Source organism: Arthrobacter sp. Soil736 (assembly GCF_001428005.1).
GTDB lineage: Bacteria > Actinomycetota > Actinomycetes > Actinomycetales > Micrococcaceae > Arthrobacter.
Map to the genome: position 1 here is coordinate 86882 of NZ_LMSB01000012.1, position 20541 is coordinate 107422.

Sequence of the window (20541 nt, forward strand, 5' to 3'; positions counted from 1 at the left end):
CCAGCACCCCGTGGCGGGAGCATTCCGCTGACCAGCCTGTTGGTGTGACCTGGACTTTCATCCGCCGCCGGCAGGCGGCGCAGAACCGCGGCGGCTCCATCGCAAGACGCTCGCCGCAGCGGCGGTGAACGCCCGACGTCGGGCCGGCGCCGCCGTCGGACGGCTCACCGCAGTGCCCGCAAAACTGGGCCGGGCCGGCGGCTGAGCTTGTCGAAACCCCGTTCATAGTGTCTTCTGGAGTTCCTTGATGGGCATGTTCAGCTCGACGAGCAGGTTCAGGTCGGCGGTGGCAGGCCGGCCCAGGGTGGTGAGGTAGTTGCCGACGATGACGGCATTGATACCGCCGAGGAGGCCTTCGCGGGTGCCGAGGTCGCCGAGGGTCAGTTCCCGGCCGCCGGCGTAGCGCAGCACGGTGCGGGGCATGGCGAGGCGGAACGCGGCGATCGCGCGGAGGGCGTCCTTGCCGTCCATGATGCCCTGGTTCTCCAGCGGGGTGCCGGGGCGGGGGTTGAGGAAGTTCAGCGGGACTTCGTGCGGTTCCAGGGCTGCGAGCTGGGCGGCGAGTTCGGCGCGCTGCTCGAGGGATTCGCCCATGCCGATCAGGGCGCCGCAGCACAGTTCCATGCCGGCGGCCTTGACCATGTTGCAGGTGTCCAGGCGCTCTTCGTAGCTGTGCGTGGTGACGACTTCGGGGAAGTAGCTGCGGGCGGTTTCCAGGTTGTGGTTGTAGCGGTGCACGCCCCATTCGGCGAGCTGGTCCACCTGGCGCTGGGTGAGCATGCCCAGGGAGCAGGCGATGTTGATGTCCACGGCTTCGTTGATGCGGTCGATCGCGAACTTGATCTGGTTCATGAGCTTGATGTCGGGGCCGCGGACGGCGGCGACGATGCAGAACTCGGTGGCGCCGGTCGCGGCGGTTTCCTTCGCGGCCTTGACCAGTTCCGGGATGTCCAGCCAGACGCCGCGGACGGGGGAGTCGAACAGGCCTGACTGGCTGCAGAAGTGGCAGTCCTCGGGGCAGCCGCCGGTCTTGATGGAGATGATGCCTTCCACTTCGACGTCCTCGCCGCAGTGCTTCAGCCGGACCTGGTGGGCCAGTTCCAGGGCTGCAGGCAGTGCTTCATCCGGGAGGCGGAGCACTTCCTCGAGCTGCGCCCGGGTCAGGCCGATGCCTTCTTCCAGGACCTGCTGCCGGGCGGTTTCCAGGATGCCGTAGCTCGTGACATTGCTCGTCACGGGGCTGGTTTCGTCGCTCGTTTTGTCGCTCGCGGCGACATTTGCCTGAATCGTCATTGATGGGTCCTTTGCGCTTGCTGGCTGCGGATATTCCTCCGAACCGACGCTAGTTCCCCGTCGGAGACAAGATTTTGTTGGATCTCCACAAGCAGATGAGCGTGACATTAGACGGACCATCCTGCGGCCGACAGTGCGGGGCGGTCGGGCACTCCACCGGCCGGAGGTCAGGTTTCGTCCAGCCAAGCTTGGGATACTGGGAGAAGTCGCGGGATCTGGCGCCCGCACTCAGATTCCATGTCAACAGGCAAGTGCCGGCTACTGCCTTGATTCAGCTGACGTTTCGAACCGGCCAGAGATAGCTACAGGAGGCATATGACGCTGCTGGTTGATGGAACCGTCGAGACGGCCACCCGGCAAAGCGCCGCTAAAAGCGCCGGGAACCCTACAGTGCCCCAGAGGCTGGAGGGCCTCGATGTTATTCGCGGCGCTGCCGTTGGTGCCGTTCTGATGGGACATTCGTGGCCCGGAGTATTTCAAGGCGCCGGCATCGTCGGTGTCATTGTCTTCTTCGTGCTGAGCGGTTACCTGATCACGGGCGTGCTCCTCCGGGACGTCGAACGGCATCGCAGAATCCGTTACGGCCGCTTCTACGCGCACCGGGCCTTCCGCCTGTTGCCGGCACTCATCGCCTTCTTGGGCGTCTACGCCGTCGTGGAACTGACGGCCGATGTGCTCGGGGACCGGTCGAAGGGAATCATCGGTTATACGCTCCTCGCCGGTTTCGGCCACCTCAAAGACCTGCCGCTGCCCTTCGACGTCAGCATGGCCATCGGGCCGCTTTGGACCTTGGCGGTGGAAGAACAGTTCTACCTGATCTGGCCGGCTTTGCTGGTAATTGCCCTGCGGAGGAACCGCCAGGGATGGTTGATTGTCTGGTCTGCCGCCGTCGTCCTTTCACTGATGGCTGCGAGCGTGCTGGCGATGGTGATCCTGGCTCCGACCCTTCATTCCCTGGTCTACGCGCTGCCGACGACGTGGGGTCTCGGGCTGATCATCGGTTCGGCGGTGCGCCTCTACAGGGTCCGGATGTTCAGCTGGTTCTCGGGCCGCCGGCGCAGACGGGCGGCCCTGCTTGGCTCGATCCTTGTACTCGCCGCGTTGGTGTTCTTCCCCAAGGCCAACGAATCGCCGGCCTTCTTCGTTGGAGGCCCGCTGGTCATGGCTGCCGCCGCGGTCCTGGTAATACTGGCGGCCTCCCGTACGCGCATCATGCCCAAGTGGACGCGCGCCTTGCAGCTCCTGGGCATGGTTTCCTATGCGGCCTACCTCTGGAACTATGTCGTGATTCTCTGGCTCAATGGCGGATCGACAGCCGACCTGCCGCCGCTGGTGGCCGTGGCCGCAATCCTGCTGACCCTGCTGCTGGCGGTCATCAGCTGGCACACCGTCGAAAAGCTGGGACGGATCGGGCGCGACCGCTTCGACAAGTACTGTCAGGCCAGGGTCGACGCCGGCACTACGTTCCGTGGCTCGTAGCAATGTCGTGCGAGGCGGCCCATTCGCTGACGTCCCGGCGTTCGATGGCGGCGGCCATCAGCTCGGGAAAGAGATCCGGGGTGCAGGCGAAGGCCGGGACGCCGATTCCGGCGAGGGCCGCGGCATGGTTCGAGTCGAACGTCGGATGGCCACTGTCGCTCAGGGCGAGTAGGGCGATCAAGGTGGCTCCCGATCCGACGATGGAGGCGGCCCGCCGCAGCATCTCCTCGGCGATTCCGCCCTCGTAGAGGTCGCTGATCAACACCAGAATGGTCTCGGCCGGCTGGGTGATCTTCTCCTGGCAGTAGGCGAGCGCCCGGTTGATGTCCGTACCCCCGCCCAGTTGCACGCCAAAGAGCACGTCCACCGGATCATCCATGTCGTCAGTCAGGTCCACCACCTCGGTGTCAAAGACCACCAGCCGGGTGCGCACGGACCGCAGCGAACTGAGCACCGCCCCGAACACACTGGAGTACACCACCGATTCGGCCATGGAGCCGGACTGGTCGATGCACAGGATGATCTCGCGCTGCACCTCGGTGCTGCGCCGGGCGTAGCCGACCAGCCGCTCGGGCACCACGGTGCGATAGTCGGGCTGGTAGTTCTTGAGGTTCGCGGCGATCGTGCGGTTCCAGTCGATGTCCCGATGCCGGGGCCGCCGTGTGCGTGCCGCCCGGTTCAATGCTCCGGAGACGGCCTGAATCGTCCTGGCTCGCAAGCGATCCTCCAATTCGCTGGTCACCTGCCGGACCACCGCCCTGGCGGTCTCCCGGGAATGCTCGGGGATAACGCGGCCGAGTCCGACCAGCGTGCTGACCAGGCTGATATCGGGCTGCACCGTGCGGAGCATCTCCGGTTCGAGAAGCAGCTGCCGCAGGCCGAGCCGGTCCATGGCATCTGCCTGCATCACCTGTACCACGGTGGAAGGGAAATAGCCCCGAATGTCGCCGAGCCACCGGGCCACCCGCGGGCTTGACGCGCCGAGGCCTCCCGGTCCCGTTTTCGGGGCCCCGTACAAGTCCTCCAGGACCTTGTCACGGCGGGCATCAGCGGCCGAGAGCACCACGTGCTGACCATCGTCCGTGGTGATGCCGTCGGCCTCGTGCCCGCCGAGCACCAGGCGCCAGCGGCTCAGCCGGTCGCGGCCGTCACTTCTGTCACGGCTGTCAGTCTTCGCGTCGGTCACGCGATCGCCTCCCATCCCAGATACCCGGCCATTGCGCGGATAGCCGGGCCGGCACCACGTATATCAAGCGGGGTCTCACCCGGGCCCTCCGCGGGCCCGCGTCCGCGGCTCACCTGCTCGCCGATTTCCCGCCGCTCCGGACGGCTGAACGCGGAAAATGTCCTGCGCAGCAGGGGCAGGACGTCGTCGAAGACTTCATCCCGCACTCCGGCGACCCAGTCGTCGACGAGCTGCAGGAGGTGTTGATCGTGAATCAGCAGCACTGCGTCGCCGGACAGAAGACCGTCCAGCCACGCGGCGGCCTCGGGCGCAGGCGTGGCGACCGACAGCCGGCGGCTGAGCCGGGCCGCGACCTCATCCCGCTCGACCAGGCCCGCGTCCATCAGCAGACGCGTGGCCCGGCCGGCGACGGACCCGTGGATCCGGTCCGAACCGGCAACGGCAGCCAACGCCCGGTGCCAGTCGTCCAGGGACAGCTCCGGCAACAATGACAAACCGTACTGAGCTGAGTCGATGGCGCGCCGCATCGCCGTCGCGGCGGCGTCGTCCAGCCCGGCGCACGCGGTGGGCAGGCCGACGCAGGCCCGTACCACCGTCGCATCGAGGATCCTCTGCACCCCGGTGACGTCCACCCCGCGCACATTGCCATACCGGCAGGTCCGGGCGAGCGGGGCAACGGTTTCCAGCAGCGGGACCACATCCTGCTGCACTGCGGTTCGCTCGGCCAGTACCGACACGACGGCGCTGATTCCGTCCGGCAGATCGGCGAGCAGGCAACTGGCCAGCAGCTCGCTGAGGTCGGCCAGGCTGCCGGCAACCTGGGCGCGTTCCGCCACACACGTCGCCGCTGCCGCGGCGATGGTGGTGCCGTAGCGGCTGGCGTCCACCACTGCGACGGCCAGTTCCGGCTGCCAGAGGAGGGTCCACGCTTCCTTGAAAGTGCCCTTGGTCCGGCCGGTGTCGGCGGGCGTGCCCCAGTTGACACCGAGCAGTGCCAGCCGGTGAAGCAGGACCGAGCGGGCCAGCTGAGTCGGCTTGCGGAGGTCGATTGTCAGGAGCTCTTCCAGCGCACTGGGCTGCAGGCGCAGTCGGCGCTGGGTTGCGGCGAGGTCGGCGGCAAGTGGGACGGTGGGCGCGGAGTCCGGCACGGTGCCCAGATCGTGTCCAACGGTGAGCTCGCGGTGCACCAGTGCCAGGGGGAGAGACGAGCCGTCACAGAGAACGGCTTGGGCGGCGTCGTCCAGCTCCGCCAGGCCGGGGCTGGGCCGGCCGCGGACGGCTGCCAGGGCGTTGGCCATCCGGCTGGCCTCCACCACCGAAGCCGTCGAAGCGTCGAGCTTTTCCCGGCGAAGGGTTTGTGCAACCCGGACCAGCCACGTGGTGGCCACATCAGCCGTGGAGTCCTTGGAAGTCCAATGGGCGAAGAGGTGCTGGTACCAGCCGGGCGCCGTGACGCCTGCCCCGTACCCGGTTTGCAGGCGGAGCCGATCCGACGTCCATGGCACCCACGTGACAGCCACCTTGGCCTTGGGCAAACCGGCCAGAACCTTGTTGTCCGCCGACGCCGGAGGAAAGTCCGCCGGCATCAGCGCGGGGGCGTGATAGGCCCCGCACACCACGGCGATCCGCGCGTGCCCTTCACGCATGGCGGCGCGCAGCAGCCGGCGCATCGCGGCTTCGCGCCGGTTGTTCTCGACGACGTCCGGGGCATCGGCGGGCCGGTCGTCAACGGCGCGGATCTCCGCGATGGCCTCGGTAATGGCCGCGAACCTGTCGAGGGGGTCGGTATGGCGGTGCTCGACGGCGTCCTCCCACCAGCGCTCGGCATCGCTGTACCCGGCAGCCTGGGCCAGCATCGCAATCACGTCGGGCCGGTAGGGCTGTTGTGCCGGAGCAGCGGGTTCGGCGTCCTCCACGTCAGGAGCCGTGGCCTGCAGCGCGAAGCTGTTCGCCGCGGGAAGGTCGATCGTCCGCACCGGCGTTCCCGTCGAAGCCGCCCATTGGATCGCCACCCACTCCGGGGAAAATTCCGCCAGCGGGTAGAACGAGGCCAGCCTCGGCTGGTCGGCCGCGTAGATGAGCGCCGCCACGGGCGGAACCATCGCCGGATCGGAAACCAGCGGGACAACTTGTTCGAGCTCGGGCGGGCCTTCGATCAGCACCAGGTCAGGCCGGAGGGTCGCCAGGGCCTCGGCGACCGAGCGCGCTGAACCGGGCCCGTGGTGCCGGATGCCCAGGACGTGGACGTCTGTCATGGATCAGTTCGCGGTCTCGAGGTCGCGGCAGGCCCGGTAGAGGTCTTTCCACTCGGGCCGGTTGCGGACCACGGTTTCCAAGTATTCCTGCCAGATCACCCGGTCCTGAACGGGATCCTTGACCACCGCTCCGACCAGGCTGGCCGCCACGTCCTCGGCGCGGACGCTGCCGTCACCGAAGTGGGCCGCCAGAGACAGGCCATTCGTCATGACCGAGATGGCTTCTGCGGTGGACAGGGTTGCCGACGGTGACTTGAGGGTGGTCCGCTGGTCCTGGGTGAGGCCGGCACGCAGTTCCCGCATCACCGTGACCACCCGGCGGATCTCAGAGAGTGCTGCAAGGTCGGCCGGAAGCTCGAGAGCTGCGCCAAGGCTGCGCACGCGGGTGGTGACAATCTCGACCTCCTGATCGAGGCTGTCGGGCAGCGGCAAGACCACGGTGTTGAACCGGCGGCGCAGCGCCGACGACAGGTCGTTGACGCCCTTGTCGCGGTTATTCGCTGTGGCAATGACGTTGAATCCCTTGATCGCCTGCACCTCTGCGTTGAGTTCGGGGATGGGCAGGGTCTTCTCGCTCATGATCGTGATGAGGGAGTCCTGCACGTCCGACGGGATGCGGGTGAGTTCTTCCACCCGCACCAGGCTGCCGGACTCCATGGCTCGCATCACCGGCCCGGCCACCAGGGCCGCCCGGGAAGGGCCGTCAGCGAGCAGCCTCGCGTAGTTCCAGCCGTACCTCAGCGCCTCTTCCGGCGTGCCCGCGGTGCCCTGCACCACCAACGTGGAGGTGCCCGAGATGGCCGCCGCCAGGTGCTCGCCGAGCCAGGTCTTCGCCGTCCCCGGCACTCCGAGCAGCAGCAGGCCCCGGTCAGTGGCAAGGGACGCCACGGCGATTTCCACCAGCCGGGCCGATCCCAGGTACTTCGGGCTGACCTCCGTGCCGTCCGGCAGCGTGCCGCCAAGGATGTAGGTGGCCACCGCCCAGGGGGACAGCCGCCAGCTGGGCGGCCGGGGACGATCATCGACGGCGGCCAGGGCCTGGAGTTCGTCGGCGTAGGCGGTTTCCGCGTGGGCGCGGAGAATCTCCGGGGCAGCGGTCTGGGCATCGGTCATTGGAAAGCCTCCGTCAGCGATTGTCGGAACGATTGGTATTGCACGACGTCACGGAACACGCGGCGCCGAGGGCCGTCGTCGTCGGAACGTTGGAGCAAGCGGCGGCACTGGTCTGCCGTGTCGGGCGGCAGCGCCATCGGCAGGAACCCCGACAGCATGGTCGCCAGCTGGCCGCCGTTCTTTGCGGTTAGCAGCTCCAGGACGGCGTTGGCCAATGGCGGGCCCCACGGCCTCGGCAGGTCGCGCAGCAAGGGGACCAGCGCCATCGGCTGAGCCGTGCCGCTGCGGATGTGGCGCAGGAGCGCCTGCTCCCGTTCGGCTGCGGGCAGGCAACCCAGCAGCCCCGCGTCGGTGCGGATATCGAGCAGCGCGCGCACCCACTCGGCGTCGGCACGGAGGGCAGCGGTGGCGATTATCGTGTCGATCACGCGGGGTTCGCCGTCAAGCATTGCCAGTGTCGCGGCCGTGCTGCGGTCGGCGACCGTCGTCCACTCGCCGAGCGGGGCGCCGCGGATGATCGTGTCCAGCCGCCCCAGCCGGTCGGGTTCGCCGGTGCGAGGAGCAGCGGCGATCCCGTCGCGCAGGGCGGCGGGGTCCGGATCGGGCGGCAGGTCGATCTCGAACTGCTTGCGCAGCAAGCCTTTGACGCGCAGCAGAGGCTTCAGGCGGGCGGCCATGCGGTTACCACGGGCGCTCCCGGGGAGCCGGTCCAGCAGGTCGGCGGCGACGTCCCGCACGCTTATTGCTTTGTCGTCCAGCGCTTTTTCCAGCAGGCCTTCGTCGGCGAGTTCGAGGTTGATGGCGAAGGCGGCCAGATGGGCGGCACGTTCCCGGGCACTGAGCGTGTCCCAGTGCGAGTGCACCCGGTCGCGGGCGGCCGCCGGGTCAATGTGCCGGAGCCGTTCCAGTTCCGCTGTGGCGTCAGCCGTCCTCAGCTCTGCCCAGTCGATCGTCGTCGCGGGATGCGGACCGGAACCCTTTGGGGCGGGTCCCTTTGGCCCGGAACCCTTTTGCCTGAGGCCCTGAAGCCAGCGGCCCCGGGTTCCGATGGCCGGATCCACATGCTCTGCCACGGCCGGCTTTGCCTCGGCCAGGGCGAGCACGCCAGGGATCAAGCGGTGCGGAACCCGCCGCCCGGACGCGGCCGCGAACTGTAGCCAGTCGGTCACCAGCTGCGTTCGTAGCTCCGGACCCACCGGGGGCTGGTTGAGTAGCAGGTCCAACAGCCGCACGGCGTCAGCGGAGGCGGGCCGGGCATCCTCCGGCGGCGCCGCGTCAGGAAGTTTGGCGGTGTCCACCATACTGGGGCGGCGGGCGGCACGGGTGACGACATCGGCCAGCGCCGCCTGGTCGAGCAGCAACTCCTCGCGGGACAGGCCGTCGGGCGGCCGGAATTCCAGCTCGGCGGCCGGTGCCGGCACTGCGTGCCGCCCCGTGCCGACGAGCGCTGAACTGCGAAGATCTGCCAGCCAGGTCATGGCGTCAGCACTGTTCCATCGACGACGACGGCGAGCGGCCGCACGCGGCCCTCCTCCAGTTCGCCAAATAGCTGGATCGGGTGGCTGCCGGTGAGCGCCAGCAGGGAGTCCACAGGCGCGTCGACCAGGCGGAGGGCATCGCCGGAGCCGTCCAACAGCCAGCCGGGCTCACCCGGGCAGACACGGACCCCGGCGAACAGCACGGGGTGCCGCTCACGCCACGGAGAGAGGGCGACCGCAGCCGATTCCATTTCCAACGCCTGGGCAATGCTGCAACCCCCGCCGAGGCCGTCGGCCAGGCCCCGCGGGGCCACAGGACTGGTGAACATTGCCCGCTGCGGTGCGGAGCCGGGATACCGTGCGAGGGTGACGTCCAACAGGGCGCCCGCGAGCTGGGGTGTCGCGAGTGCCTCACCCTGGGCAGCAAAATCGAGCACGACCACCACCGTTTCGTCGGGTCCGCGAAGCCAGGTCCGTTGTTGCTGGAGCCGCCCGTCATCGCTGCGGTGGGCACCGAGCACCAGCCACGGACCGGGGAGTGATTCAGCGGCCTGGACTTCGGCCGACGCCATCGCCCAGCCTACTGCCACCCGGAGGTCGGCAAACTCAGTGGCGGTCAGTTCGTCCCGCTTGGTCCAGGCTTTGGTCATTGCCCACCAGCGGCCGGTCCGCAAGAGCAGATGGTCGGCCCAATCGGCCCGGGCATGGACGTCCGAGCCCATGGCCCGCACTTGCTCGGCCAGACCGGGGAGCTGGGCGTCGACCAAGCGCCCTGCCACACCGTCCCACCAGGAATACGGCTGGTTGCGGGCAGAGGCCAGGCCGGTCCGCACAAGATCCGTCAGCCAGCGGGCGAAGTCGGCGATCCCCGCATCCATCAGCGTGAGCCTGTCGGCCAGCCGCTTGGCCTGTGCTGCCGGATCCGTCTGCTGCTCCGACTGGCGGCGCTCCCGGGCGGCGGCGCGGTCCGCCCGCTGGGCGGCCCATTCCTCTGCGAAGTCGGCAGTCTCCGCGCCGCCGTCGGCCATTTCGCCCCGGGCCCAGAGAAGAAGCAGTGCCAGCGCGTGCTTGCACGGGAACTTCCGGCTCGGGCACGAGCAACGATACGCGGGGGCGGCAATGTCTACGCTCACCTGATAGGGAGTCTTTCCGCTGCCTTGGCACTTGCCCCAGACCAGGACGTCGTTGCTGCCTGTATCGGACCATGGACCCGAACGTGCCAGCTTTCGGGCGGCTGCCAGGGAAGGTGCGTCGGGCGCGGCGCTGATCACCCTCTCCTCGCTCCAACGCCCCATGAAGGACATTCTGCCCGACGTCCTCGGCTCCGCAAGAGATGCACGGCGGTGTGGCGGCCGGGAGGGCCGTGCCCGACGCGCCGACGGCTCTTCGGCCTCGCTCCTCAAGCCGTTGCTGGTGTCATCCGCAGCGCCAGCATCCCGCCTTCGAGGAGCCGCTGTTCGACGATCCGCAGCGTGTGCCGGGTTCCGTCCTCCGGCAACGTTTTCTTGCCCTGCCCGAGCACAATGGGCGAGACCAGCAGAACGTACTCGTCGACCAGATTCTGCGCCATGAGCATCCTGACGAGCGTCGGGCTTCCCCAAACGATCACGTTCTCCCGCTCGCGAAGGGCGCGGACCCGGCCGGGTATGTCGTCAGCGATAACCGTGCTGTTGTTCCAGTCCGCGTGTTCCAGGGTGGTCGACACGACATACTTGGGCATGGCGTTGAACTTGTCGGAAATGAAGTCGCCGGATCGGGCGGGCCAGGAGGCGGCGAAACCGTCATAGGTCACCCGGCCGAGCAGCATCGAGTCCGCCTCAGCCAGCACTTCCTCATTGAATGCGCCCGTGGCTTTGCTAAAAAAGTCGCCCGACCAGAGTTGGGGCTCCTCGGCGACGTTATCCAGGGTAGTAAAGGCGGTGACGGTGAGCTTGCCCATGAAGATCTCCTTCAGATACGACCGTTGGCCGCTGCGGGTTCTCCGATGTCGTTGTGCGTCACGGCCGTGCCTCTCCCGCGACGAAGTCAGGGATCCCTTCGGCGGGTTTCAAGTCTAGCGACGGGCTTTGGGCCGCAACAGTGGGCGCCTACCCGCCTTGCCAGTGGGGACCGGCACGGCGGCTGGCTTCGCGCCGGATCCTGACGCACCGCTTGCGATAACCGCAGGCGCGACCTCGCTCGAATACGCTGGCATGGGACACAACATCACCGCCGAACTCTTGCCCGACCTCATCGAAGTGATTTCCAGGAACAGAAGGACGCCTCAATGACAACCCGAGATACCCACTCAGTCGGCGCGCCGTGTCGCGTCGACACTTTCCAGCCCGATCCCCGGGCCGCCATGGACTTCTACGGACCGCTCTTCGGCTGGAGTTTCGACGATCCCACCCCGATGCCGACAGGGCTAGGGGGCGACTACTTTGCTGCGCGCCTCCGCGGGCGTCTGGTGGCAGGGATCGGCCAGGCGCCGGCGCTTTCCCGGCCGACGTGGAACACCCACGTGCGCGTCGACGACGTCGTGCAGAGCCTCGCCCGTGCTGAGCAAGCGGGAGCTACGCGCCTGGCAGGACCGTTTGGTGTCGGCCCAGATGGCGGCCTTGCTGTGGTGGCCGACGGCACCGGCGTCCCGTTCTGCCTGTGGCAGGCTGGCGAGGCCGACGGGGCTGAGCTGGCCGATGAGCCGAACTCCTGGGCGATGAGCTCGCTGCACACGACAGATGTCGAGCGAGCGCAGGCGTTCTACGGCGCAATGTTTGATTGGGAACTTGAGCCGGTGCCTGACGCTGCGTTCTTGCTGTGGCGGCGCTCAGGACGAGTCGTGGCCGCCGTGACGGCGACAGACGGCGTGGCAGTCCCGCCGCATTGGAGCGTCAATTTCGCCGTCCGCGATGCGGACTCCATCGCCCGGCACGCCGTAGCCCTAGGCGGCAGTATCTTGATGGCGCCGATGAACACCCCGGGATTTCGCAGCGCGGTGATCGGCGACCCCCAAGGTGGCGTCATCGCGGTCAGCGCGACCGCCAGCTGACGTCCCCGGCCATCGGCGCCAAACCTCCTGTTTGTGTCGGCTCTGGCAGGCGCCGACGAGTGGGACGAGAATAGGAACGTGCTGCACCTTCGCCGTGGCGGGGAAGGCGGCGCGATGAACGCCGCCGCCCGAAAGACCCAGCGGATTTATCTCACGTTGACGCTGGGCAATACGCTTGCAGCCTCGTTCATCTGGGGAATCAACACCCTCTTCCTCTTGGACGCCGGACTCAGCAACCTCGAGGCCTTTGCCGCTAACGCGTTCTTCACGGCCGGCATGGTGCTGTTCGAGGTGCCCACCGGAGTAGTAGCCGACGGTTGGGGTCGCCGCGTTTCATTCCTGCTCGGCACCGTGACCCTGGCGGCATCGACCTACCTCTACTACGTGCTCTGGCAGCTTTCCGCGCCGTTCTGGTCGTGGGCGGTGGTGTCCGTTTTGCTCGGCCTGGGCTTCACATTCTTCTCGGGTGCGGTTGAGGCCTGGCTCGTCGACGCGTTGCGCTTCGCGGGATACGAGGGCGGGCTGGAAACGGTGCTCGGGCGGGGACAGATGGTGTCGGGCGTCGCGATGCTCGTGGGCTCGGTGGCCGGCGGCGTGATCGCGCAGGTCACCAATCTCGGCGTGCCGTTTCTGGTGCGCGTGGGCGTGCTGGTGGCCATGTTCGCCGTCGCCTTCTGGCTCATGCATGATGTCGGTTTCACCCCCGAACGCTCGACCCACCCGCTTCAGGCGACCCGTGCCGTACTCTCCGCCTCGATCGAGAACGGACTGAAGAATCCACCCGTACGCTATGTGATGCTGGCCGCGCCGTTCAGCGCCGGCGTCGGGATCTATGTGTTCTACGCCCTGCAGCCGTTCCTGCTTGAGCTGTTCGGCGACCCGCACGCGTATTCCATCGCCGGTCTTGCGGCGGCAATCGTGGCTGGAACGCAGGTGCTTGGCGGGTGGCTGGCCCCCCGCATCCGGCGTCTGGTTCGCAAGCGCACAACGGTGCTGATTCTGAGCAGCAGCGTGGGCGCAATGCTTTTGGCCGTGCTCGGGTTCACCCAGGTGTTCTGGGCGGCCCTGGCACTCCTGGCGCTCTGGGCCCTGGTCGCCGCAGCGGGCACCCCGGTGCGGCAGGCGTACCTGAACGACATGATCGACTCGAAGCAGCGAGCAACAGTCCTGAGCTTCGACTCACTCATGGGATCAAGCGGTGGCGTGGTGGTGCAGCCGCTGCTCGGCCGGGCAGCCGATGTCTACGGCTACGCCGCCTCGCTGACGATCGGCGGCGTGATCGAGTTGATCGCGGTGCCCTTCCTGCTGGCGAGCCGTCAGCAGCACGCCCAGGCTGATGTGGCCAACGCCGCAGCCAGCACGCCGAACACGGAGGCCCAGCCGTCGTAGACGCAGTCGACCGGGCCCGCGGCGACGTGGTCGTGGCTGACGGCCATGGCCACAGCCCCTGCACGGATGCGCGTCGGCGTCTGAAGCCTTTGCTACTAATTCGCATAGCGAAATTGGCCATCTCTCCGCCGCAGGCGCTCGACGCTTTGAAGCTGCCCTGAGTGCGGGCCATTCCTCTAGACCCGGGGCAGGGCGCGCCGCTCAGTGCCGCGCTGAACTCGCCGCGTGGCCGCGTGGTGCTCGATGCCTGGCACGCCGAAGGCTGAACCGCCCCGAACGACGTATCAGGACGGGCAACAACCTGTCCGGTAGTTACTTTGGCGGCCCTAACCTTCGCCCCGAACGCTACCCCCATCAGCCGTTCGATCAGTCCGCCGGACGATGGCTCAAGCCGGGTTTCAGTTCGCCGGCGCGTCCGCGGTTGGCAGGGCGGGGGACCGGGACGGATAGGACGGTATGCCGCCGCCGGAGCCCGCTGCTTCGAAGATTCCGACTCTGGTTTCTCCGTCGCTGAGGTACACCGGGATTTCCCTCGGTGGGCGTGGGGTGTTGAAGTTCTTCACTGCGTCCTCCGGGCTGGTGGGCATGGGCCCGCCATAGAGGTCTTTGGCATAGACGTAACCGGATCCGCCGTTGGTCGCAATGACGGCGATCAAATCCGGAGTTCCGTTCTCCTGGCTTTCGACGCCGTAGGTTTCGCCTTTGGCGTTGACACCCAATGCGGTTCTCACTTGCTTCACGTATTTGGCGGTGAGCTGCCAGCGGCTTTCAGGCTCGGCCTTGATCGTCACGCAGTGCTGCCCGGGGGCGAGAGGGATCGTGTAACCCGACGAGTTCGCACGCGTATCCGTGTGGAGTTCGTGAAAAGTGGCGCTGGCGCCATCCGGGAACTCGAACGAACCGGCCGTAAGGACGGTCAGTGTCATTTCGACGCCTGTGGCACCTTCCGGGGGATCACCGAGCTCGACCGTGGCTGTTCCTGTGTAGGTTTCAGTCACGGGGGAGGCCAAGGGGGTTACTTGGGATGGCTTGTGAAAAAGTGAAATATCCGACGCTAAGGTTTGCCGAGCGCTTTCCGTCAGACGCGTTCCGCGTACAGCGCCTGGTAGTGTGCCGCGTTGATCCTGTTCAGCACCGGATACGCAGCCTACCTCTTCGACGGAACCATCCACCCAGCGATGGGCCAAGCCATTGGGAAACGCCTTGCTCGTGATGGGGTCCGCCGCCGTGCGGGCTGGTGCACGGTCGTTGAGGACGGTACGCCCGAAGGCGTGGCTGCTGACGGCCGGTCCGGGCATTACGGTCGTGGCTTGCCTTCTGGACAATCCGGCCTACAGCGACTGGTCAGGGGCGCGGTTTACCTGGCTATGATGTCCCTGAGGATCGCGCTGGCCTCCGGCGAACTGTGGCTCATGGAACCCGGCTCCTCCTGGATCCAACGGCCGATGGCCGTCCCCTCAGGACTCCTCGCCGCCTACCACTCCTGCCGCTGGATAGTGTTCGTGGCAGAGTGCCCCGGAGGCCGGTATGCCTTGCCTACGTTGGTTTGGCCGTTACCACTCTGGGCATCATGGCGCTTCTGCTGGTTGTGTCCTTCAGCATGGCTGCGCTGAGCAACGAACAGCCCACCAGTGACCTCAGGGCACGCACCACTCGCGACGGCATGACGGGGCTCCTCAACCGCGCCGAGTTCCTCCGTCTGGCTACCGCTGAGCTGCGCCGCCACAGCCGCGGAGGAGCAAAATCCAAAGGCCGAAACCGCGCGGTCTGGTGGACCAGTGGCTTCGATATGGAACCGCAGCCCGGGGAAATGCACCTCTAGCTAGCGGCTGACCAAGGCCCGCAACAGCTTGACCGCAACGGACAATGCTGCAATGTCCACCGGACCCGGCTTGATGGCCTCCTTGATGGTTTCCTGGATCCTGCCGAGCTGTTCGATGTTTTCGCGTTCCCAAGCGACGATGCGCTCCACTGGATCGGTTCCGGGGGCGGAGGGGCGTGGAGTATTCCGCACAACAGCCTTCGTCATGCCTGCAAGGACCAAATACAAGTCGTCCCGAAGCGCCGCCCGCGCGAGGGCCTGCCAGTGGGTTTCCCGCGGCAGCGCCGTGATGTGTTCAAGAATGGGGACCGCCGAGATCCGCTCGAAGACGGCAAAGTACACTTCAGCCACTGTGTCCACGGGCTCTTGGAGCTCTTCCGATATGGCGGAGATGTCCAGAAGACCATAGCTGACAAGGATCTCGGAGGCACGCACGCCCAATTCATGGGGCAGGCCGACGGCGTCGGTGTGGGCCAGACGGATCACCGCATGCTGCAGATTCACGCCGTGAAGGAAGCTGCCGAACTTTGAGCGCAGAAGCGACATGGGGGGCCCGAGCCGGGCCATTGCATCGGCGATTGGCTTGTCCCGGAAATCGTGGTTGACATACCACCGTGTCGAGCGGTCCAGCGTGCGGCGCATGTCCAGCGCCACGGCACACCCGTGCTCGCTGGGGATGCTTGCCGGCAGCTGTGCGAGGGCTTCGGTGATTGAGTCAAAGTCCCAGATCTTGCGCATGACCACGAACCCGCGGGCCACGGCGGCCGCCGATACCGTGGTCTCCTCCATTGCCCGGAAGGCGAAGGCAATGCCCCCCAGATTGATCATGTCGTTGGCAACAACAGTGGCCACGATCTGCCGCCGCAGCGGATGCGTGAACAGCTCCTCCCCGAACCGCTCCGATAGCTGGCGCGGAAAGTAGTCACGCAGCGTCCGGGAGAACCAAGGGTCATCGGCCAGCCCGCTTAGGGTGAGTTCCCTGGCCAGCGCGATCTTGGCATACGCGGCCAGCACGGAAAGCTCCGGAGATGTCAGGCCTGCCCCGGTCTGCAGACGGGTATGCAGTTGCTCCGTGCTGGGCAGGCATTCAAGGTTCCTGTCCAGGTCCGTCACGGCGTCCAGCCAGTCCATGGTCCGCTCAAAGCTCGGGCTCCAGTGAAGCACCAGCTGGCGGTCGTTGAGGAGGAGCACGTTCTGGTCCACATTGGTTTTCAAGACCAAGCGTCCGACTTCCTCCTGAAGGGAGTGCAGGAAGCCTGTCCTTTCGTCCGGGGACATCCTTCCCGCGGCGATCATCCGGTCGAGGAAGATCTTGATGTTCACTTCGTGGTCCGAACAGTCCACGCCGGCGGAGTTGTCGATCGCATCGGTGTTCAGCAGGACCCCGCCCAGTGCCGCCTCTATCCTGCCTCGCTGGGTGATGCCCAGGTTGCCGCCCTCGGCGATGATCCTGGTCCTCAGCTGACTGGCGTTGACACGGATGGCATCGTTGGCCTTGTCTCCCACGTCCCCGTGGATCTCGCTGGAGGCCTTGACGTACGTGCCGATGCCTCCGTTGTAGAGCAGGTCCACGGGGGCCAGAAGGACGGCCTTGAGCAGCTCCGGCGGGCTCATGGCCGTCGTTCCCGGCTCCAGCCCCAGCGCAAGGCGCACCGCTTCAGTGATCTCGATCGACTTCTCCCGCCGGGAGAACACGCCGCCGCCCGCGCTGATTTTGGAGACGTCGTAGTCGGCCCAGGAGGAGCGGGGAAGCCCGAACAGCCGCTGCCGCTCCGCATAGGAGGCGGCCGGATCGGGGTTCGGGTCCAGGAAGATGTGTCGGTGGTCGAACGCCGCCACCAGCAGGATGTGGCGGGAGAGCAGCATCCCGTTGCCGAACACGTCGCCGCTCATGTCGCCGATGCCCACTACCGTGAAGTCCTCGGCCGTGGAGTCGATGAGCAGCTCCCTGAAATGGTGCCGGACCGACTCCCAGGCGCCGCGTGCCGTGATGCCCATCTGCTTGTGGTCATAGCCCACCGAGCCGCCCGAGGCGAAGGCATCGCCGAGCCAGAATCCGTACTCGAGGGCCAGGGCATTGGCGATGTCCGAGAACGCGGCCGTCCCCTTGTCGGCGGCCACCACCAGGTAGTAGTCATCGCCATCGTGCCGGACCACCCGCTCGGGCGGTACCACCCGTTCGGTGGACCCGGGGGCGCCGTCGAGGGATGTGAGCAGATTGTCGGTGATGTCCAGCATGCCGCGGATGAAGATCCGGTAGCTCTCCTGGCCCTCCGCCAGCCAGGCAGCCCGGTCCGTGGCGGCGTCGGGCAGCCGCTTCGGATAGAAACCACCCTTGGCACCCGTTGGCACGATGACGGCATTCTTGACGGTCTGCGCTTTCACGAGTCCCAGGATCTCCGTCCGGAAGTCCTCCCGGCGGTCGGACCAGCGAAGCCCGCCGCGGGCCAGCATCCCGAAGCGCAGGTGCACCCCTTCAACCCGGGGCGAATAGACCCAGATTTCGTATTTTGGCCGGGGGGCAGGTGCGACGGTGACGCCGGAGAGGTTGAGCTTGAAGCTGAGGTAGGGCTTGGTCAGGAAGTAATTGGTGCGCAGGGTGGCCTCGACGAGGCTCGCGAAGGAACGCAGCAGCCGGTCGGCGTCCAGGACCGGCACGGCGTCAATGGCAGCCGTCAGCTCACTTCTGGCGGAGTCGATGTCACTGAGGCGGGTTGACTGGTCGAGATCCGGATCAAACTTTGCCTCGAACAGTGCAAGGAGTGCGCGCGTGGCCCGGACATTCGCCCGCAGCGTGTCCGCCATGAAGCCGTAGGAGTTGGTGGTCCCGAGCTGCTGCAGGTATTTCGCGTAGCCGCGCAGGATGGCTGTCTGGCGCCATCCGATTCCTTCCCTGATGACCAGTGCGTCAAAGGTGTCGGACTCGATGTCTCCTCTCATGGCGGCGCAAAACGAGCCGGCAAGCAGCTCGCTGGTGCCCAGGGGGTCCACGCCGGAGGGGTATTTCAACCCGAGGTCGTACAGGAAGAAGGTGTGGCCGTCGGCACGCCGGACGTCGAAGGGCCGCTGGTCGAGCACCTCGAGACCCAGGTTGTGGAAGAACGGCAGAATCTGCGTCAGGCTCTGCGGCCGTGTCAGGTAGAGCCGGATCCTGGCGTCCTCGGCCAGCACCGCAGTCCCCGGGCGCACGTAGACGGAAAGCAGCGGGTCATCGCGGTTCCTGCCGTCCGGTCCGTCAAGGCTTTCGAATTTGATGATGTCCTCGACGGCATCCTCCACCTCGTAGTCAGCCTTGTAGCTTGCCGGAAACGCCCGGTCCCACTGCATGGACAGCCGGGCGGCATCGCCAGCGGGGAACCTGTGCTGCAGCGCCTCGTCCAAGCCCTCGGCCCAGGACCTCGTGGCAGCAATGATGCGCAGCTCCAGTGCTGAGGCGTCGACGGCGGGCCGTCCGCCGCCCGGAAGCAGGATCCGGAAAAACACGCGGGCCATGGACGACTCGCTGAGGCGAAGTTCGAACTCGACGGCTTTCGAGTTGAAGGCCTCGCGCAGTTCCCGCTCGATGTTGAGCCTGACCGCCGTGCTGTAGCGGCGGCGGGGGAGGAAAACCAAGGCTGACATGAAGCGTCCATAGGAATCGGGCCTGAGGAACAGCCGGGTGCCGTGGCGTTCCTGGAGGCGCAGGATTTCGCGCGCCTGGCTGGCCAGATCGTCCGCGTCGATGTGGAAGAGCTCGTCACGCGGATAGGCCTCGATGGCGGCCAGCAGTTCCTTGCCGGCATGGGACCGGGGCGGGAATCCGAAGCGGTCCAGTACCGAGGCCACCTTGTCCCGGATGACCGGGATCTGAAGCACGGACCGGCTTGCAGCGCTGGGGGCGAAAAGGCCAACAAAGCACGCTTCGCCGGTGGGGTTGCCGGCCATGTCAAACGTCAGGACGCTGACTTCGTCCAAGTAGGCGTCCCGGAGGACTGTGGAACGGATGCCTGCCTTCGTGAGGGCCAGGGCCGGACCCGGGACCCCCGGCATGGCGGAACCTTGCAGCGGCAGGCTCTGCTCCCGGTGCCGGAGGAGCCCGAGCCCGGACCCCGGCCGCGCCGCGAGGACCGGCAGCCCATGGTCGTCGGCCAGGCTATAGCCGCGGTACCCGAGAAACACGAAGTTGCCGTCGTCCAGCCAGAGCAGCAAGTCCTTGGTCTCCTGCACGATTGCGTCGGCAGCCGCAGCGGCATTGGCATCCAGGACGGCAACTTCCGCGGCCAGGTGCCGATGGATGGCTGCGGAATCCTCGGCGGCCGCCCGAACATCGGCCAGGACCGCCTGGAGATTCAGAATGAGCCGGTCGGCGCTGGGCTGATCCGGCAGACTGGCGATTTCGACGGCGATCCAGGCCTCCGTGCGGCTCAAATCTCCCTTGGATTCATGCCGCGACGGCATCGCGGAAGGCTCGTTCCCCACCGGCAAAGCAGTGCGCAGCGGTACCGGCCGGATGTCCACGAGCTTGTTCGTCCCGGGGGCCCTGGCAACGGTGAAGGTGGGGTGGACCAGCAAGCGTATGGCGGCATTGTCACGGGCCAGTGCCGCCGTGATGGAGGGAAGCAGATAGGGCATGTCCTCAGCCACGATTGCCACTATGCTGGCGTCCGTTTCACTCAGCACTCCGATGACGGCCTGGCCCGGGTCCCGGGTTGCGGCCAGCGAACGATGGTATTGTGCACGGTTCCGGAGCGACTCGGCAGTGTAGTTCCGCAGGTCGTCGTCGGCCACATGCTCGTAGTAGTCCGTCAGGAACGTGTCCGTGTCGTCAGCGGAGGGGTCCACCGGGGCATGGTCTGCAGGGCCGGTTCTTGGGGACATTGCGCTGCGCCTCCATCGCGCAAGGAGAGGCCGTGTTGCTGCGGTCGCCGGAACCTCGCGCCTGCTTTCATGATGGCTGGCGCGGGGGAGGCAGTCCACCCCTGCGGGGACAAGCAAACGATCAGCAAGCCGAGACGTGGTGGCGGGATTCGAACCAGCGTGCGCTGCTTTTCAGGGCAGCTCCGGCCATTGTTTGAAGAGGTTGAAGGACCGTTCGACGCTGTTGCGGCCTTTATAGGCGTCGGAGTCGAAGTTCACGGGGCGCCCACCGCGTGATCCGCGGCGTTTCCGGTGCCCGAACGATCCGAGGGTTCGGGTATGACGGTCTTAATGCCGCGCCCGCGCAGCAGCGACCGGTTCGCCCTGGACGAGTATGCCTTGTCGCCCATCACGGCGTCAGGCCGTGTCCTGGGGTCGTCCGCCGCCAAGCCGCGGGACCGTCACTGCGTCCATCACGACGGGGAACATTGGCCAGTCGCCGCCCTGCCCCAGTCCCACAATCATCGCCAGGGGCCGGACTCTACCGTCGCACGCATGGTGGATTTCGGTGCTCAGCCCGCCCCTGGAGCGTCCCACGGCAGGGTCCGGAGGTTCAGCAAACAGTTTCCTTGTAATTCGGCAGTTCCCCTGTGGTGCGGGAC

13 protein-coding genes and 1 pseudogene are annotated in these 20541 nt (G+C 66.7%); 4 read left to right on the plus strand and 10 right to left on the minus strand.

Going from position 1 to position 20541, the window contains the following annotated elements:
* Nucleotides 1–222: 222 nt before the first annotated feature.
* Nucleotides 223–1293, minus strand: a complete 1071-nt coding sequence (gene bioB / locus ASG92_RS08810) for a biotin synthase BioB (RefSeq protein ID WP_056626894.1) — start codon at nucleotides 1291–1293, stop codon at nucleotides 223–225.
* Between the two features lie 315 nt (nucleotides 1294–1608).
* On the opposite strand from bioB, the gene ASG92_RS08815 reads away from it, so the two are divergent.
* Nucleotides 1609–2772 carry an acyltransferase gene (locus ASG92_RS08815; protein ID WP_240987060.1) on the plus strand — a complete coding sequence of 388 codons (1164 nt, stop codon included), beginning with the start codon at nucleotides 1609–1611 and terminating at the stop codon, nucleotides 2770–2772.
* On the opposite strand, the gene ASG92_RS08820 is transcribed toward ASG92_RS08815, so the two are convergent.
* The 6 genes from ASG92_RS08820 to ASG92_RS08845 form a co-directional block, all read right to left on the minus strand.
* Entirely contained in the window at nucleotides 2753–3958 is a 1206-nt protein-coding gene (locus ASG92_RS08820; protein WP_240987061.1) for a VWA domain-containing protein, read from the minus strand. The genes ASG92_RS08815 and ASG92_RS08820 overlap by 20 nt on opposite strands.
* The gene (locus tag ASG92_RS08825) at nucleotides 3955–6213 is read right to left on the minus strand and encodes a DUF5682 family protein (protein ID WP_056626902.1); all 2259 of its coding nucleotides are present in this window, start codon (nucleotides 6211–6213) and stop codon (nucleotides 3955–3957) included. The genes ASG92_RS08820 and ASG92_RS08825 overlap by 4 nt, the downstream gene beginning before the upstream one ends.
* Nucleotides 6214–6216: 3 nt before the next feature.
* Nucleotides 6217–7326, minus strand: coding sequence for an AAA family ATPase (locus tag ASG92_RS08830; RefSeq protein WP_056626903.1), 1110 nt, complete (start codon nucleotides 7324–7326; stop codon nucleotides 6217–6219).
* A complete protein-coding gene (locus ASG92_RS08835; protein ID WP_056626904.1) occupies nucleotides 7323–8804 on the minus strand; it encodes a DUF5691 domain-containing protein in 1482 nt (493 codons plus the stop codon). The genes ASG92_RS08830 and ASG92_RS08835 overlap by 4 nt, the downstream gene beginning before the upstream one ends.
* Nucleotides 8801–10099: an SWIM zinc finger family protein gene (locus ASG92_RS08840; RefSeq protein ID WP_056627382.1), complete on the minus strand. Its 1299-nt coding sequence runs from the start codon at nucleotides 10097–10099 to the stop codon at nucleotides 8801–8803. Before ASG92_RS08840 ends, ASG92_RS08835 begins: the two co-directional genes overlap by 4 nt.
* A gap of 104 nt (nucleotides 10100–10203) precedes the next feature.
* Entirely contained in the window at nucleotides 10204–10743 is a 540-nt protein-coding gene (locus ASG92_RS08845) for a dihydrofolate reductase family protein (protein WP_056626905.1), read from the minus strand.
* Nucleotides 10744–11070: 327 nt separating this feature from the next.
* On the opposite strand from ASG92_RS08845, the gene ASG92_RS08850 reads away from it, so the two are divergent.
* Both ASG92_RS08850 and ASG92_RS08855 read left to right on the plus strand, forming a co-directional pair.
* Nucleotides 11071–11832, plus strand: coding sequence for a VOC family protein (locus ASG92_RS08850; RefSeq protein ID WP_056626906.1), 762 nt, complete (start codon nucleotides 11071–11073; stop codon nucleotides 11830–11832).
* A 114-nt stretch (nucleotides 11833–11946) separates the two neighbouring features.
* Nucleotides 11947–13221 carry an MFS transporter gene (locus tag ASG92_RS08855; protein WP_200951941.1) on the plus strand — a complete coding sequence of 425 codons (1275 nt, stop codon included), beginning with the start codon at nucleotides 11947–11949 and terminating at the stop codon, nucleotides 13219–13221.
* Nucleotides 13222–13619: 398 nt separating this feature from the next.
* Here the strand turns inward: ASG92_RS08855 and ASG92_RS08860 are convergent, their stop codons facing one another.
* Nucleotides 13620–14219: a hypothetical protein gene (locus tag ASG92_RS08860; protein ID WP_056626908.1), complete on the minus strand. Its 600-nt coding sequence runs from the start codon at nucleotides 14217–14219 to the stop codon at nucleotides 13620–13622.
* A 572-nt stretch (nucleotides 14220–14791) separates the two neighbouring features.
* On the opposite strand from ASG92_RS08860, the gene ASG92_RS08865 reads away from it, so the two are divergent.
* Complete coding sequence (locus ASG92_RS08865; RefSeq protein ID WP_157372156.1) at nucleotides 14792–15043, plus strand: hypothetical protein; 252 nt, start codon at nucleotides 14792–14794, stop codon at nucleotides 15041–15043.
* On the opposite strand, the gene ASG92_RS08870 is transcribed toward ASG92_RS08865, so the two are convergent.
* Entirely contained in the window at nucleotides 15044–19900 is a 4857-nt protein-coding gene (locus ASG92_RS08870; RefSeq protein ID WP_056626910.1) for an NAD-glutamate dehydrogenase, read from the minus strand.
* A gap of 210 nt (nucleotides 19901–20110) precedes the next feature.
* Nucleotides 20111–20476, minus strand: a pseudogene (locus ASG92_RS29700) (transposase); the annotation flags it as partial.
* Nucleotides 20477–20541 lie beyond the last annotated feature (65 nt).

Coding starts and splice junctions, on each gene's coding strand:
- ASG92_RS08830 (WP_056626903.1), bottom strand. CDS start 7,326: ATGACCGATGCCCAGACCGCTGCCCCGGAGATTCTCCGCGCCCACGCG.
- ASG92_RS08865 (WP_157372156.1), top strand. CDS start 14,792: ATGGCGCTTCTGCTGGTTGTGTCCTTCAGCATGGCTGCGCTGAGCAAC.
- ASG92_RS08850 (WP_056626906.1), top strand. CDS start 11,071: ATGACAACCCGAGATACCCACTCAGTCGGCGCGCCGTGTCGCGTCGAC.
- bioB (WP_056626894.1), bottom strand. CDS start 1,293: ATGACGATTCAGGCAAATGTCGCCGCGAGCGACAAAACGAGCGACGAA.
- ASG92_RS08870 (WP_056626910.1), bottom strand. CDS start 19,900: ATGTCCCCAAGAACCGGCCCTGCAGACCATGCCCCGGTGGACCCCTCC.
- ASG92_RS08845 (WP_056626905.1), bottom strand. CDS start 10,743: ATGGGCAAGCTCACCGTCACCGCCTTTACTACCCTGGATAACGTCGCC.
- ASG92_RS08815 (WP_240987060.1), top strand. CDS start 1,609: ATGACGCTGCTGGTTGATGGAACCGTCGAGACGGCCACCCGGCAAAGC.
- ASG92_RS08835 (WP_056626904.1), bottom strand. CDS start 8,804: ATGACCTGGCTGGCAGATCTTCGCAGTTCAGCGCTCGTCGGCACGGGG.
- ASG92_RS08855 (WP_200951941.1), top strand. CDS start 11,947: ATGAACGCCGCCGCCCGAAAGACCCAGCGGATTTATCTCACGTTGACG.
- ASG92_RS08840 (WP_056627382.1), bottom strand. CDS start 10,099: ATGGGGCGTTGGAGCGAGGAGAGGGTGATCAGCGCCGCGCCCGACGCA.
- ASG92_RS08825 (WP_056626902.1), bottom strand. CDS start 6,213: ATGACAGACGTCCACGTCCTGGGCATCCGGCACCACGGGCCCGGTTCA.